Origin of the sequence: Paenibacillus sp. VMFN-D1 (assembly GCF_003386155.1) — a bacterium.
In the GTDB taxonomy this organism is placed as follows: domain Bacteria; phylum Bacillota; class Bacilli; order Paenibacillales; family Paenibacillaceae; genus Paenibacillus_AQ; species Paenibacillus_AQ favisporus.
The window spans coordinates 1-13604 of the sequence record NZ_QRDU01000013.1; the positions used below are offsets into that span (position 1 = coordinate 1).

At 52.0% G+C, this 13604-nt stretch carries 15 protein-coding genes; 5 read left to right on the top strand and 10 right to left on the bottom strand.

The window, feature by feature from the left end; genetic code table 11:
• Both C7820_RS33025 and C7820_RS33030 read right to left on the bottom strand, forming a co-directional pair.
• Window positions 1–707, bottom strand: a 707-nt coding sequence (locus C7820_RS33025) for an ABC transporter permease (protein WP_147306319.1), incomplete at its 3' end; no start/stop codon positions are given.
• Window positions 708–1167: 460 nt separating this feature from the next.
• Window positions 1168–1512 carry a DUF805 domain-containing protein gene (locus tag C7820_RS33030; protein WP_116234562.1) on the bottom strand — a complete coding sequence of 115 codons (345 nt, stop codon included), beginning with the start codon at window positions 1510–1512 and terminating at the stop codon, window positions 1168–1170.
• A 718-nt stretch (window positions 1513–2230) separates the two neighbouring features.
• Here C7820_RS33030 and C7820_RS33995 point away from each other — a divergent pair.
• Window positions 2231–2671, top strand: coding sequence for a hypothetical protein (locus tag C7820_RS33995; RefSeq protein WP_258875812.1), 441 nt, complete (start codon window positions 2231–2233; stop codon window positions 2669–2671).
• 112 nt (window positions 2672–2783) lie between these two features.
• On the opposite strand, the gene C7820_RS33040 is transcribed toward C7820_RS33995, so the two are convergent.
• Window positions 2784–3137 carry a winged helix-turn-helix transcriptional regulator gene (locus C7820_RS33040; protein ID WP_116234564.1) on the bottom strand — a complete coding sequence of 118 codons (354 nt, stop codon included), beginning with the start codon at window positions 3135–3137 and terminating at the stop codon, window positions 2784–2786.
• Window positions 3138–3267: 130 nt separating this feature from the next.
• On the opposite strand from C7820_RS33040, the gene C7820_RS33045 reads away from it, so the two are divergent.
• Entirely contained in the window at window positions 3268–3909 is a 642-nt protein-coding gene (locus C7820_RS33045; protein WP_116234565.1) for an NADPH-dependent F420 reductase, read from the top strand.
• Between the two features lie 151 nt (window positions 3910–4060).
• Here the strand turns inward: C7820_RS33045 and C7820_RS33050 are convergent, their stop codons facing one another.
• From C7820_RS33050 to C7820_RS33060, 3 genes are read right to left on the bottom strand one after another with little or no spacing between them, the layout of a single operon-like run.
• Entirely contained in the window at window positions 4061–4864 is an 804-nt protein-coding gene (locus tag C7820_RS33050) for a class I SAM-dependent methyltransferase (RefSeq protein WP_116234566.1), read from the bottom strand.
• Between the two features lie 26 nt (window positions 4865–4890).
• Window positions 4891–5346 carry a YdeI/OmpD-associated family protein gene (locus C7820_RS33055; RefSeq protein ID WP_116234567.1) on the bottom strand — a complete coding sequence of 152 codons (456 nt, stop codon included), beginning with the start codon at window positions 5344–5346 and terminating at the stop codon, window positions 4891–4893.
• 23 nt (window positions 5347–5369) lie between these two features.
• Window positions 5370–6167, bottom strand: a complete 798-nt coding sequence (locus tag C7820_RS33060) for an alpha/beta fold hydrolase (protein ID WP_116234568.1) — start codon at window positions 6165–6167, stop codon at window positions 5370–5372.
• 679 nt (window positions 6168–6846) lie between these two features.
• Here C7820_RS33060 and C7820_RS33070 point away from each other — a divergent pair.
• A complete protein-coding gene (locus C7820_RS33070; protein WP_116234569.1) occupies window positions 6847–8028 on the top strand; it encodes an FxLYD domain-containing protein in 1182 nt (393 codons plus the stop codon).
• Between the two features lie 12 nt (window positions 8029–8040).
• On the top strand, window positions 8041–9177 hold the full coding sequence (locus tag C7820_RS33075; protein WP_116234570.1) for a S1C family serine protease: 1137 nt from the start codon (window positions 8041–8043) through the stop codon (window positions 9175–9177).
• Window positions 9178–9224: 47 nt separating this feature from the next.
• Here the strand turns inward: C7820_RS33075 and C7820_RS33355 are convergent, their stop codons facing one another.
• Together C7820_RS33355 and C7820_RS33085 are read right to left on the bottom strand one after the other, a co-directional pair.
• Window positions 9225–9425, bottom strand: coding sequence for a hypothetical protein (locus C7820_RS33355; RefSeq protein ID WP_147306320.1), 201 nt, complete (start codon window positions 9423–9425; stop codon window positions 9225–9227).
• Between the two features lie 351 nt (window positions 9426–9776).
• Window positions 9777–10415, bottom strand: a complete 639-nt coding sequence (locus C7820_RS33085) for an HD domain-containing protein (RefSeq protein ID WP_116234572.1) — start codon at window positions 10413–10415, stop codon at window positions 9777–9779.
• Between the two features lie 174 nt (window positions 10416–10589).
• On the opposite strand from C7820_RS33085, the gene C7820_RS33090 reads away from it, so the two are divergent.
• Window positions 10590–11510, top strand: coding sequence for a LysR family transcriptional regulator (locus tag C7820_RS33090; protein ID WP_116234573.1), 921 nt, complete (start codon window positions 10590–10592; stop codon window positions 11508–11510).
• Window positions 11511–11643: 133 nt separating this feature from the next.
• On the opposite strand, the gene C7820_RS33095 is transcribed toward C7820_RS33090, so the two are convergent.
• On the bottom strand, window positions 11644–12570 hold the full coding sequence (locus C7820_RS33095) for a carbohydrate ABC transporter permease (RefSeq protein WP_116234574.1): 927 nt from the start codon (window positions 12568–12570) through the stop codon (window positions 11644–11646).
• Window positions 12571–12582: 12 nt separating this feature from the next.
• The gene (locus C7820_RS33100; protein ID WP_105444935.1) at window positions 12583–13548 is read right to left on the bottom strand and encodes an ABC transporter permease; all 966 of its coding nucleotides are present in this window, start codon (window positions 13546–13548) and stop codon (window positions 12583–12585) included.
• Window positions 13549–13604: the final 56 nt, after the last annotated feature.

The following is a 13604-nucleotide window of genomic DNA, read 5'->3' on the forward strand; positions in this document are numbered from 1 at the left end:
AGCACCGGGATGTTGATGTGCCGCAAGCGCTGGAAGCGCGAGGCCCCATCGATAATCGCCGCCTCATGCAGCCCCGGATCAACGCCCGAGAGCGCGGCGAGATAGATGATCGTGCCCCAGCCGGCGCTCTGCCACACGTCCGAGAAGACGTACATCGTCTTAAACCAGCGCGGGTCGGTGAGGAAATCCGGTGATTTCAGGCCCAGCCCCTCGATCATGTGGGTGACGATCCCCGTCGAAGGCGAAAGGAACGTGATAATCATCCCCGCCATGACGACCATGGAAATAAAGTGCGGTGCGTACGTCACCGTCTGGGACAGCTTCTTGAAGAAGCCGTTTCGGACTTCGTTGAAGGCCAGCGCCAGAATGATCGGGATCGGAAACCCGATGGCCAGCGAGTACAAGCTGATGCTCAGCGTGTTCCAGAGCAGGTCCCAGAAGTAGTAGGAATGAAAGAAGCGGACGAAGTGGTCGAAGCCGACCCACGGGCTTCCCGTGATTCCTTTTGTCGGAATGAAGTTCTTGAACGCGATCTGGATGCCGTACATCGGCCCGTAACAGAAAATAAGAAAGTACAAAAAGGCCGGCGCAATAAACAGGTACAGCTCCCAGTTCATCATGATGCGCTTCCATAAACCTTTGCCTTTTCTCTTTGTCGGCATGGCCGCCGCCGGGCGGCCGGCAAACGCCGTATTGGTTTCCTGCATAGGATCACCCCTTCCTGATAAATGGTTTTTGCTCCACCCATCGTTGCCACAGTATGTCAGGTGTGCTAACGCTTACATTTTTACGATAGCCCAGGGAGCAGTGCTCGTAAATATGTCATTTTAGCTGCTGCCCCTAACCCCCGGTAACAAGGTGCCTGCGGCCTGATGACAAGCGGCTTGGACAAGCGGACAATGTGTCATTTTTGAGTGTTCCGGCGGGATATGGGCGGCATATCAAAATTGACCAACCGGGCGGCAAAAGCCCATGCAACGCCCATATAAACAAAGAGCTTTTCCCCAATCCTACCGATCTGCTGCACCTGACCATTCAAACCTTTCCGCCAAGCTGCAGATCATTTAGTTATAAGAAGAATGCCAAGCAAAAAAGACTCCCGGCTCAATCGGCCGGCAGCCTTCCCCTTGTGATGTTATCCTTATGTCTCGCCGACCTTCCCAAACATTACATCACGGGTTGGGGGCCATATTGGTTATCCGTCTCCTGACTTGCCTGGCAGGTTTGCACAACAAAAATAATGATGCCCACGATCGGTATCAGGACGATCAAGTTCCACCAACCGCTTCTTCCCGTATCGTGGAGTCTGCGGCATGCAACCGCCAAAGACGGCAAGAAGGTAGCTGCAAAATAGATCACGGATAATATGTAGGACAGCCCCACGATTTCCTCGACGACGGAAAGCACGAGGTAGATTACTCCTTCATACAGCATAAACATCCAATATTCTTTTTTGGACGCCCTTCCCTGAAATCCCGCGTAATTTTTCAATGCTTTTAAATACCATTCCATCCTAAACTTCCCCTATCCTATATTGAATCCGATTGAGTTTAGCATGAAATCAAACACAGCAGATACCATCAAATTTTTCCATAAAATAAATTTCAGAAATGAAAAAAAGCGGCCGACTGCTGAGAAGTCGGCTGCTTTACAAAAGGTCCTTGCTATCTATCTTTCTCCATTTTTGCATAATGGAATGGCATTACCCTCCAAAAATATTGATTATGGAACCCGCTCTATCATTTTATATGCCTATGTATTGGCAGGCAGACCGCTTGTCCCAAGGAACATCCCCGCAAAAGCCTGTTTTCGCAAAAGATAGCCGTTAGTCTAGCAAATGATAGTTACGAGTCCATGCCAAATGTGAAGCAAACCCATACTCTGTAGACAAATCGACAGGAGGTGTATATCATTGCACTGTTCAAGAAAGCACTGCAAAGGTAAACTTATTGTTCACCACCATAGAAATAAGAAACACCGCATCGTTAAGAAAGTCGTAAAGGTAAACTGTCCTCCCCCGAAAATTAAAGTAAACGCTCCGGCCGGTCCTCAAGGCCTGCAGGGTCCTGCTGGTCCTCAAGGTCTCCCTGGTCCTCAAGGTCTCCCTGGAGCACAAGGTCTCCCTGGAGCACAAGGTCTTCCGGGATTACAAGGTCCTGCCGGAGCACAAGGCCCTGCCGGTCCGCAAGGCCCTGCTGGTCCTGCCGGAGGCATAGCCTCGTTTGCGTTCTTGTGCAGCACGGTCGATCAAACCATAGCCGCTGCCCCCACTCCCGGAAGCCAAGGCGGCGCCGTCACCTTTAATAATTCTGACATTGTCGGAACGGCCACTTCCTTCACCAGCCCTTCCACCGTCAATATTCTGGAAACCGGCTTCTATAACATCAGCTGGGAAGTATTCCCGACTCCCGGAAACAGCGCATTCGGCCTGTTCTTCGATCCGGATGCCGCCGGACCGCTGCCTGCCACGCTGGTTCCTTGCAGCAACTATGGCTCCAGTGCAGGCAACAACCCTTATCAGGGTCAGGTCGTCGCGCTGTTAACGGCGGGAGGCACCTTAACTTTGAACCGTATCGATAACATGGGTGCTCTGACACTGCAGGCTACCATAGGCGGCGGAACGCCTGTGACTAGCGCCTCGATCGTGATTGAAAAATTGGCGTCGGCCTAAACAACCTAGCGGCGGCTCCAAGATTATTAGTAATATATGCGCAAGAAATCGCTTTGCTACTAGCATAGCGATTTCTTGGCGTTTGGCGGCATCATTCTATACAAGTTATCAACTAAAATATTTGGTCGCTTTTGTAGAGTTTCTTTTGTAGATACATATGTTTCTGTCCCCACTCGCTGATCTGATCCAAAAATTCAATCATAGACCGTCCCCCCGAAGTCAGCGCATATTCCACTTTGGGCCGGGGCTCCGGGTACGATTTCCGTTCAATGATGCCGTCACGCTCCAGCTCGCGGAGCTGTTCTGTCAGTACCTTCTTGGAGATGGACGGCAAATGGCGCTGCAATGCGCTGTAACGCACGGGCTGGTCGTTTTTGTACAAATACCGGTATATCGGTATCTTCCATCTCCCGCTTAGACTGGATATGACCACCTCGACCGGACACTCATTCAGCTGCACAGGCATTGGACTCCCTCCATATTTTTTTCCCAACATTATACACCAAGCTGCGTGCGCATGCCTGGATACAAAAAAGTGCCTTATTGTTCCCGGCATGGACCCAGCTCTATAATGGCTCGTGAGGGGGGGATCAAACATGAAAATCGGAATTTTGGGATCCGGAAATGTAGGTAAAGCGTTAGCTAAAGGTTTAGCGGTATCGGGTCATCGCGTTGTCGTGAGCAGCCGGGAACCCGATCATCCGAAACACGCATCTTGGAAAAAGGATATCGGTAGTTCGGTCGGAATGGTCACTTTTGACGAAGCCGTCCGGTTTGGAGAGACGGTGATTCTGGCGCTTCCCTGGGAGGGTTTGAAATACGTACTGGAATCCATCGACCCTGCCAATATTAAAAATAAAACCGTCATCGACGTCAGCAATGCCGTATCCTTTGACGGCGGGCCGCGTTTGCTCCATAACGAAACATCTGCAGGGGAAATCGTCCAACAGCTGCTGCCTGACAGTTTTGTCGTTAAAACGCTCAATATCGTCAGCGATCAGATCATGGTCCACCCGCATTTTAGCGGAGGATCACCGGTCATGTTTATGTCCGGCAACAACTTGGAGTCCAAGGAGCAAGTCAGGACTCTGTTGAAAGACCTCGGTTGGTCAACGGTTATTGATCTGGGGGATATCAGCCGAAGCCGTCTGCAGGAATCCATCATGCTTGCCTGCGTCATCAGCGAAATGCAGCTGCAATCGCCAGGATCGGCATTTGCCTTGTTAATGCGTGGATAAATCTTCGAAAGAGTAGGACATTTAAACCAAACTGTCCGTGACCAGAATAATTATAACAAAAACAATAAGCTCCGATTGCGCCTGTTGAACCCAGTATCCGATCGGAGCTTTGTCATTTCAATGATTCCGCTTGTTAAATTTATCTTTCCGTTCAGTCTAAACGCCGGGCGACATGAAGAACCGCGCCCCAATGGCGGCGGACCGACGAGTCCGGACGGCTGTTCAGGCGAACCCGGATTTCGCTGAAGAGCTTCTCACGTTTCCGCTCCTCCATAAGAATATGGCCGGAGAACGTTTTCAGAAGGTTAATGTATTCTTCCGTATGATAGATGCGTTCCCAGTCGAAATGCCGAACATGAACGACCTCAAACAGGCCGCTTTGCCCGATCTCTTCCCGCTGCTCCTGCAGTTCCCCCGGCCTTGGCCAATCGGTGTCTTTCGGTTTGCCCTCGCCCAGTTCATCGTATACGTCTTGGATTTCGCGGAAGAACGGATCCCCGTCGTCCGGAAAAACGTGAGTGGCGTTCCAAAAAGCCAAATGTCCGCCGGGACGAAGGACCTGCCATGCCTTGGAATACCGAACCTTCGGATCAATCCAGTTCCAAGCGGTGGCGGCAAATACCAAATCGAACCTTTTCTCCGCCTCAAGCTGCCAGTTTTCGAAGTTCCCCGTTATAATTTCGGCATCCATTCCGGCAAGGTTGCGGCGGGCTGCTTCCGCAAGATTCGCTCCAAGCTCCACGCATGTCATGTTGAATCCACGTTTGGCTAACGGTAGGGTCGCCTTTCCTGTCGCACAACCGATTTCCAGCAGACGATCCCCCGGATGTAAATCAGCCGCCTGAACCAGATCGTCCAGCAAAGCTTCCGGGTACTCCGGCCGTGCCTGCTGGTACAGATCGGCCGCCTGCTCAAAGGTTTGACGCAATTCTTTATAATCGTGTCGAGAGTGCATGATTTCCTCCTTTACCGCTGCTTATATCACTTTTTACTTTGGGAATTATTTAATTCGTTTAAAGCTTTCTCTATTCGCCGCTGTCTGGTTTCGGGTGTCTTGGCATCCTCAATGCCCAGAACAAGGCGCCGTCGATTACTATAAGACATGCTCTCAAAAGCAGACTTCGCCACCCCGTTATGCGACAATGCGGACAAGAAATCGTCCGGCACGGCTAGTTCACGCGGTTCCGTATCCAGCTCCAACTGAACCTCCAGTTTGTCGCCGGCGGCAACCTTCGCTTTCTGCCGATGCTCCGTGCTGACCGGAATCAAAAACCGTCCGCCCATGACTCCAATCGTAGTCCGGTACGCGTACCCCCGGATCGTAACACGAACCGCAGGCTTTTTTCCAGAGCCTAAGCTTCTGACTACTTCCGCCGGCACCTCAATGCCTGTTGCGGTCTTTCCGTGCAGCTGCAGTTCTGCAGTAAATGTTACCATATCGCAACCTCCTCAATATTTTTTTATCCCTTCATGTAGTCGACCAATACAGGGACCAATGCGGCCGGTTTCACGATATGCGTTTGACCGGGAAGCACTTGATGGGTTGCATTCGGCAAAACCTGTGCAAGCTCCTTCATGGAATTGCGCATCCATTCCGGGCTCTTGCCGCCAACGGCAACAAGCGTGGGGACAAAGACGCTCGACCATTTTTTCAGCGTCTCCTTACGCCCTTTCTGCTGCCCGATCGTCAGTAAGGTGTCATAAGGAAGCGTATGGGCGACCGACTTAAGCTTGGACCAGGCAGGCATTATCGGCATCATGGCCACGACCGGGGCCGGCAGTCCGACCCCTTTTCTCATAAACAGCTTGACTGCTGCACCCCGGCGATTGGCTCGAACCAGTTCATCCATTTGTGCAGCGTACTCATCCGGCACAGCTTCACGGCTACCGTCCGTAATAAAAGGCGCTTCGTATAACGCCAGTTTTTTTATCGACGAAAGCTGATTTGCCGCTTCAAGGGCAAGCGCTGCCCCCGAGGATACGCCGTATACAAATACATCCTCTCCTGCTTCTTCTATCACAGCAGAAAGGTCCTCAATCTCGCGATCGACTCCATAAATAGCATGATTTCCACTTTCGCCACGCCCTCTACGGTCATAGGTATACACGGTAAAATCCTGCTGTAATGCAGCCGCCAGGGCACTGCTCGGGCCATTCCCCCGGCTGCACAGCGCGCCATCGACCAGCAGGAGCGGCGGGCCGCTTCCAATCTTGTCGTAAGCAATGCTCGTGCCGTCTTTCGAAGTCACCGTTCTCATCAGGCAAAGCCTCCTTGCATCATTTAGTCCTCTACCAATACAACGAACGAGGTTCACCATAATCGACAAATTCACGATCTTTTATGGATTTTTTTCTAAGAATTTTTTAACAAACCGATTTTGACTCGTTCAACGAAACGATCTATTGTTCCGTATATAATGCCAGGTTCTCCAAAGTGGACCTAAACCAACGTCGTGATCTTCTTTCCGGATCCCTGCCGGCACGTTCTCACATACGATCGTAACCTCGATTCTACTCGAATGATTGGTCATGGGTATCCAACCTCCAATTCCACAAAAATGGATCCATCAGCCCACATGTTTTGCTAACGTCATCGTAGCACACCTATCAGGTTATTATTTCTTGCGAATTGCTTTTATCCCGTCCAGCTAAAAAAGCAATCAGACACCCGGCAGCCGTTAAAAGATGGGCTGACTCCAAGCTATTAAAATCCTCTTCTCGCATCTATCCATATTATGGTATAGTAAAAACTAGCAATCTAGGTCTATGGAACCAGAAGGTTCGCTCGAGACCTAGATATATTTCGATGGAACCGGCTTTCAATTACCGCAGCCGGATCGATACAAGAACGCTGGGGGGAGCAGAGTGTATTGTCATCAGTGCGGGGCAAAGTGTGCTCCGGAACAAAAAATATGCGGAAAGTGCGGAGCAAGATTATTGACGGAAGAAGTACGGCAGGCCGTTCTTGAGGTAGCCGCAGGCACCGAGGCCATCCGGCTGCCTCAAGCTGCGTCAGGCAGGCCGGGAGATGATCAGCGCCTGGCACAGGCGGCCGTCGTCACCAAGGGGGGAAGCGGCCGGGTATTCCAGTGGATCATCCCTTTTCTGCTTGCCGGCGTGGTTGGTCTGGGTCTTACGCTCTATTACAAGTATGAGCAGTCCGTAAACCAGGAAGTGACGGCGCTTCAGCAGCAAGCCAAGAAAGAGGCGTTGGCCGGACGGTATTCGGAGGCGGTCCAGCTGCTGGAACGGGCCGAAGAACAACGGCCGCGCTTTGCCGCACTGACCCGGGACCGGGAGCTTGCGGCCAAGGCCGCTCTGCTCAAGCATCAACTCGACGGCGCTTCGGCACAGCTTAAGGCCAAGAAGCTGGATGCAGGGGAAAAAGCGCTGAAGCAAATCGCGGATATGATCGGCAAGCGGCAGGAGCCGCTGTTCGCACCGCTTCAGAAATCGCTGGCGGCGGACCAGGTCATGCTGACGGTGCTTCGCATCAAAGGCCAGCTGGACAAGCTGACCACAGTTGATGCGCTGGCCGACAAGCTCGATACGGTCCGCGGCCTCAGCGGCCAAGAAGCGGCTGCCGTCAAAGCACAGATTATTAACAAAATCGCCGGAATCAGTTATTCGTCAGCCGAAGAGAAGCTGCGGAAAAAGGATTTTGCCGGAGCGCTGGAAGCGGTGGACAACGGGTTGTCCTACGCTGCGGACAATCCGAAGCTGACATCGTACCGGAAGCAAATTTCGGAAGCGAAGCGGGAGTTTGAGGAGGCTGAAGCGAAGCGTATTCAGCTGGCCCAGCAGAAGGCCGCCGAAGAAGAATTGAACAACCGGACCGCCGCCGTTGATGTATCCGGCGTTACGGCGGTGCTGGACGATTACGGCGATCTGACCATTTCCGGGACGGTCACGAACACAGCGACCCGCCCGATCTATTCGGTCAGCGTTTACCTCCATGTTTACAGCAGCTCCTCCGGTGCCTACATAGGCGATGCTTATGCCAACGTTTCCCCGTTCAGACTGGAACCGGGGGAATCAGGGAGCTTCTCGACATCTTACTATGGGGTCTACGAACAAGCAGAAGTCTCGGTTGATAACGCATCCTGGTATTTGGAATAGGGGGCACGGAATATGAGTAAAGGCATCTGGATCAGCGCACTGGCCTCCCTGATCATCCTCGGCTTGGGTGGCGGCGGGACGTATTTCATTCACAGGACGGCCGAGAACGAGCTTGGCGGGCAGCCGCTGCTCGCGGTGCAAACGGCAGCCAAGGCAGCCACAGCAGCGGCGGTGACGAAAGAAAAAAAGACGCGTAAGGAGATTATCGAAGACAGTCAGAAACGGGTCGTCACGATCGAAAGCGGAGACGGACTCGGCTCCGGATTTCTGTATAACGACCAAGGTGACCTGTTAACCAACGCCCATGTCGTAACCGGGTCACAGCAGGTAACAGTACGGACGCTGAATCACGAAGAATATAAAGGAACCGTCATCGGGATCGGAACCGATACGGATGTTGCAGTCGTTCGCGTGCCTGAGCTTAAGAAACTCGCCCCGCTTCCCGTAGCCGAAGGCTATAAGGCGGAGGTCGGGGACGAAATCCTCGCACTCGGCAGCCCTTTGGGTCTGGAAAACACGGTAACGACGGGGATTATCAGCGGACTCGGCCGCAGCTTCGACATTGATCCGTACACCTACAGCAATCTGTACCAAATCTCTGCGCCGATTACCCACGGCAACAGCGGCGGACCGCTGGTCAATGCTGAAACGGGTGAAGTGCTGGGTATCAACTCGGCAGCTGTGTCCGAGGGACCGGGAATCGGCTTCAGCATTCCGATCTCCAGCATTCTTCAGCAGGCCAGGGAATGGTCCAAGACCCCGATGACCGAGCTTCCGGCTGGGGACGGCGGAGATGAGTACGGTACGGACAGCGACGGAACGGTCGCGGACGAGCGGGACATTGTCGCTTACTTCTATCAAAGCTTGAATAACGGTGATTACGTCACGGCGTATTCCCTGCTCGGCAGCGAATGGCAGAGCGGAATCAGTTACGAGGACTTCCGGGCGGGATATCTGAATACCGGATATATAACGCTTGGCACCCTGACACTTGAGGAGCAGGACGACGGCGCTTTGGTCAGTGTTGATATTACGGCCGAGGAGCGGCGTAAGAGCGGCACCGTCTATCAAGGTTACCGGATGAGCTACACGGTCGGATATGAGAACGGAGAATTGAAAATTTTGCACGGCAAAGGGAAGAAGATTTAAGTCTCTCGGCCCTGGAACAGCCCCTGTCCATCGTGGATAGGGGCTTATTATTTACGGGAAGCGCCGGTCGAAAGCTCCATCTCTTCCTTGTGGCCCTTCCACTCGACGGTAACCTGAATGGTTGAGTCCTCCAGCGGAATAGCGCCGTTGCCCCCGGATCCGCTAACGATGTCTCTGTTCCCTGACAATTTTTGTTCCCCGCTTCCACCCATCGTTGTGCCGGTGAATTTATATTTGATTTTCCCCACGTTTGCAGGGTCTTTCCCTTTGTACCGTATTTGGAGCCGGCTGATATGATCTTCTCGATTCAGTTTGGTAATCGTATAGTTAGCAGACCAGGTTTTACTTTCGCCAGTAAATTGGATCACGGAAGGATGACTCAGGCATCCGGATACCATCATAAAAGTAACGATGCATAAACCAATGAACATCTTCTTGATAGGAATCCCTCCCCGCCATTCTAATGAAGTATATATACATAGAACGCGATAAAATCTGAGTTGTTGGCGTAAACCTTCAATTAAAATGAAAAAGGCTAATGCATGAAAAACCGATGCCGCAAGGCATCGGTTTATTTTCGGAAAGGCTAATGTATCCACTTACTCGTCCCAATGCGAGTGAAGAACCAAATCACAGAAGTTCGGACGTTTGTATCCTGGCAGCAGCCGATCGCATACATCCGATTTGATGTTCCCGAATGTCGTTTCCGGCTTATGCTTGAAGCCTTCCAGAAAGGCGTTTAAGATCTTGCTCTTGAACTGATTCCGGGGGAACGCCGTTACGATTTGTTCACGAATCTCCGGCGTGATCTCATCAAAATTTTCTCCCATGACATCATAACCGACACCTGAATAAATCAGCGCAACTTCCGGCTCCTTATACTGTGCAATGCCAATCGTCGTGTGAAGGGCGACGGCATCCCAGACGCGCCGGATCGATTCCTCCGGAACCTGATGCGATTCCAAAAACCTTCTTGCCGCATTGGCCCCGTCAACCTCAAACCGCTTGTCAGGACTGCTGAAATGCTTGGTTAATCCCAAGTCATGGAACAAAGCACTAATATACAGCAGCTCGGCATCATACGTTATTCCAGCCTGCTCCCCCTGTACGGCACCAAACAGATACACCCGATGAGAATGGTTCCACAGCAAATCATCCCCATGATCCCGAAGCAGCTCGGCAGCCTGTCTGGCTAATGCGCTGTCCGGGATTTTTACATGACCGATGGATAAGGACATTGTCATACACCTCGCAAAAAAGGATTGTGTTGTTGATGCCCTCATTGTAAAATTCAGTATACGATAGATCAATGTTATGATTTCTATAATAATAATAGATAAACCACATCATTTGAACGCTCATAGCATTCATAAGCTCATCATGCCATCCTACACATCGGGAGGAAACGAATCATGGAGATACGGCAATTGGAATATTTCCAAGCGATTTGCGAGGAGCTTCACTTCACGCGGGCCGCAGATAAATTAAATGTGACCCAGCCTACGCTGAGCCATCAGATCAAGTCGCTTGAAGACGAAATCGGCACCCCTCTTTTTGACCGAATCGGCAAAAAAATCGCGTTGACCGAGGCGGGGAAGATCCTAAAGTCGCATACGGCTGTCATTTTCAACGCACTCCAAAGCGCAAAGGACCAAATGAACGAGCTGCAAAGCGGAAATCGTGGAACGCTCGCCATTGGCTCTCCCCCCGGGGAGTTAAATCATTTGGTGTCCTCGCTTCTGGTCGATTTCAACCAGAAATATCCGAACGTTACGGTCAAAATCGTTGAATCCGGAAACGTTACCGAGAAGGTACTGAATAATGAACTCGATGCGGCCGTGACCATTCTGCCCGTCGACGATGACCGGCTGGACACAATCCCTTTATACTTTGAACAATTTTATTTAACCGTCTCCTCCAGTCATGCGCTTGCCCAGCGAAAAGAGATTAGCTTTACCGAAGTGGACCGGCTGCCGCTGATTCTGCTTCCCGAGAACCACAAGTGCCGCCAGCTAGTGGACGCGACCTGCCGCATGACCGGCAAGCAGATGACCCCCTTCGTCGAAACCAATTCCATCAGTACCATCTTCAATTTGGTTAAATCGGGTGCCGGCGTCAGCATCTTATCCAAATCGCTGATCGATCTGAACCGTGACGGTGCGATATCCGCCATCCCTATCGTCAATCCCACCTTATACCGGCAGATCGTCATCATTATGAATAAGGATAAATTTTTAAGCCACGCGGCCCGGGCGTTTATTTCCCTTCTTCAGCAATTTGTGGAAAATAACAAGTTAGGCAATCCGGTCCCCCATGCGGTGTTGGAGAGCTAGAGCCCGCTCGTGATCGCGTTAATCTATTCCCGTCCAACACGAAAACTGCCGCATTTGAACGGTACCCCCAATGGTTAGATATCGGCTAACCGTTGGAGGTGCATTTCAACTTCGCGGCAGTTCGTTGTTATTTTTACCCTTTGACCGAACCGATCATCATCCCTTTCACAAAGAAACGCTGCAGGAAGGGATAGAGCGCCAGTACCGGAACGCTGGCGACCATGATGAGAGCATACTTGATGAGTTCCGCGTACCGCTGGGCTTCCACGATCGTTTCCGGGTCGACGACGGCGTCGGAGCCGTGGGCCGACATTTGGCTCGAAATCAGGATGCTGCGCAGGATTAACTGCAGGGGATACAGATCCGCATCGTGCAGATAAATCAGCGCGCTGAAAAAGGAGTTCCACTGGGATACCGCGGTAAACAGCGCCATGACCGCAATGATGGGCGCCGACAGCGGAATGACCATGCTGAAGAAAAAGCGGAAGGTTGAACAGCCGTCGACCTTAGCCGATTCCAGCATTTCCTCCGGCAGCGTGTTTTGGAAAAACGTCCGCACCACGATGACGTAATACGCCGATGCGGCTGTGGGCACAAACAGCGCCCAGATCGTGTCGACCATGCCCAAGTTTTTGACCACCATATAGGTCGGGATCATGCCGCCGCTGAAAAACATCGTAAAGACGATCAGCACCATGAACACATTCCGCCCATCCAGCTCCTTGCGCGACAGGGCGTAGCCGCCCGGGATCATGATCGCTAAGCTTAAAGCGACGTCCATCACCGTGTACAGGAACGTATTCGCATAACCTCTCCATACGTCGTGGTTCTGCAGGATGATGCGGTAGCCTTCCAGCGTAAACCCTTTGGGCCAAAGGCTGACGTTCCCGGAATTGACGGCTATCGGTTCGCTGAACGAGGAAATGACGATGAAATACAAAGGATACAGGACGATCAGCAGAATAACGGACAATATCGTATAGTTGCACAGGTCAAACACTTTGTCGGCGCGGGAACGGGCAATCCTTGCGGTATGGTCGAATGCATCCGTTTTAGCCATGAGCGCTCCCTCCTAGAACAAGCTTTGCTGCTTCAATTTTTTGGCGAGCTGGTTCATCGTCAGCAGCAGGGTGAAATTGATGAGGTTGTCGAACAGGCCGATCGCCGCCGAGTAGCTGTACTGCGCGCCGACCAAGCCGGTCTTGTACACATAGGTTTGAATCACTTCCGACGAATCGATATTCAAGGAGTTCTGCATCAGCAGCACTTTCGAGAAGCCCAGGGAAGCAAAGTGCCCCATTTTGAGAATGAGCATGATCATAATGACAGGCATGATCGTGGGCACGTCGATATGCCGCACCCTTTGGAATTTATTGGCCCCGTCCATAATCGCGGCTTCATGCAGCTGCGGATCGACGGACGTCAGGGCGGCCAAATAGATAATCGCGCTCCAGCCCGTCGTTTGCCAAATCTCCGAGATGACGTACATCGGTTTGAACCAGGCCGCTTCGCCGAAAAAATTGATCCTTTCCCCGCCGAAGAGGTCGATCCAGTTGTTGATCATCCCCGTCCGCGGATTCAAGAAAATGTACAGCATGCCGACCAGTACGACGGTCGAAATAAAGTGCGGGGCGTAAGTAATGGTCTGAACCCATTTCTTGAAGCGGAGCCGGGCGACCTGATTCAGCATGAGCGCGAACACGACCGCAATCGGGAAGGCAAAGACCAGGTCGTACAGATTGATCAGCAGCGTATTTTTGAGCGTATTCCAGAATTGATAGGACCGGAAGAAGCGCTCGAAATGCTCAAAGCCCACCCATGGGCTCCCCCAAATCCCGTCAATGGCACGAAAATTTTTAAAAGCGATCTGAAGACCGTACATGGGAGCATACTGAAAAATCGCGAAATGCAGCAAAAGCGGCAGCAGCAAAACGTAGAGCTGCCAGTTGCGGATGACCCGCTGCCACAGCGAAGCAGCCTTCGGTTTCGCGGGCTTCTCCAGCTGTGCGAGCGCCGTCCTTTCGATTTTGGTGTTCATCGTTATCAACCGTCCTTTACGTTACGCGGGGCCGGAAACCAGCTCGCTAACGGATG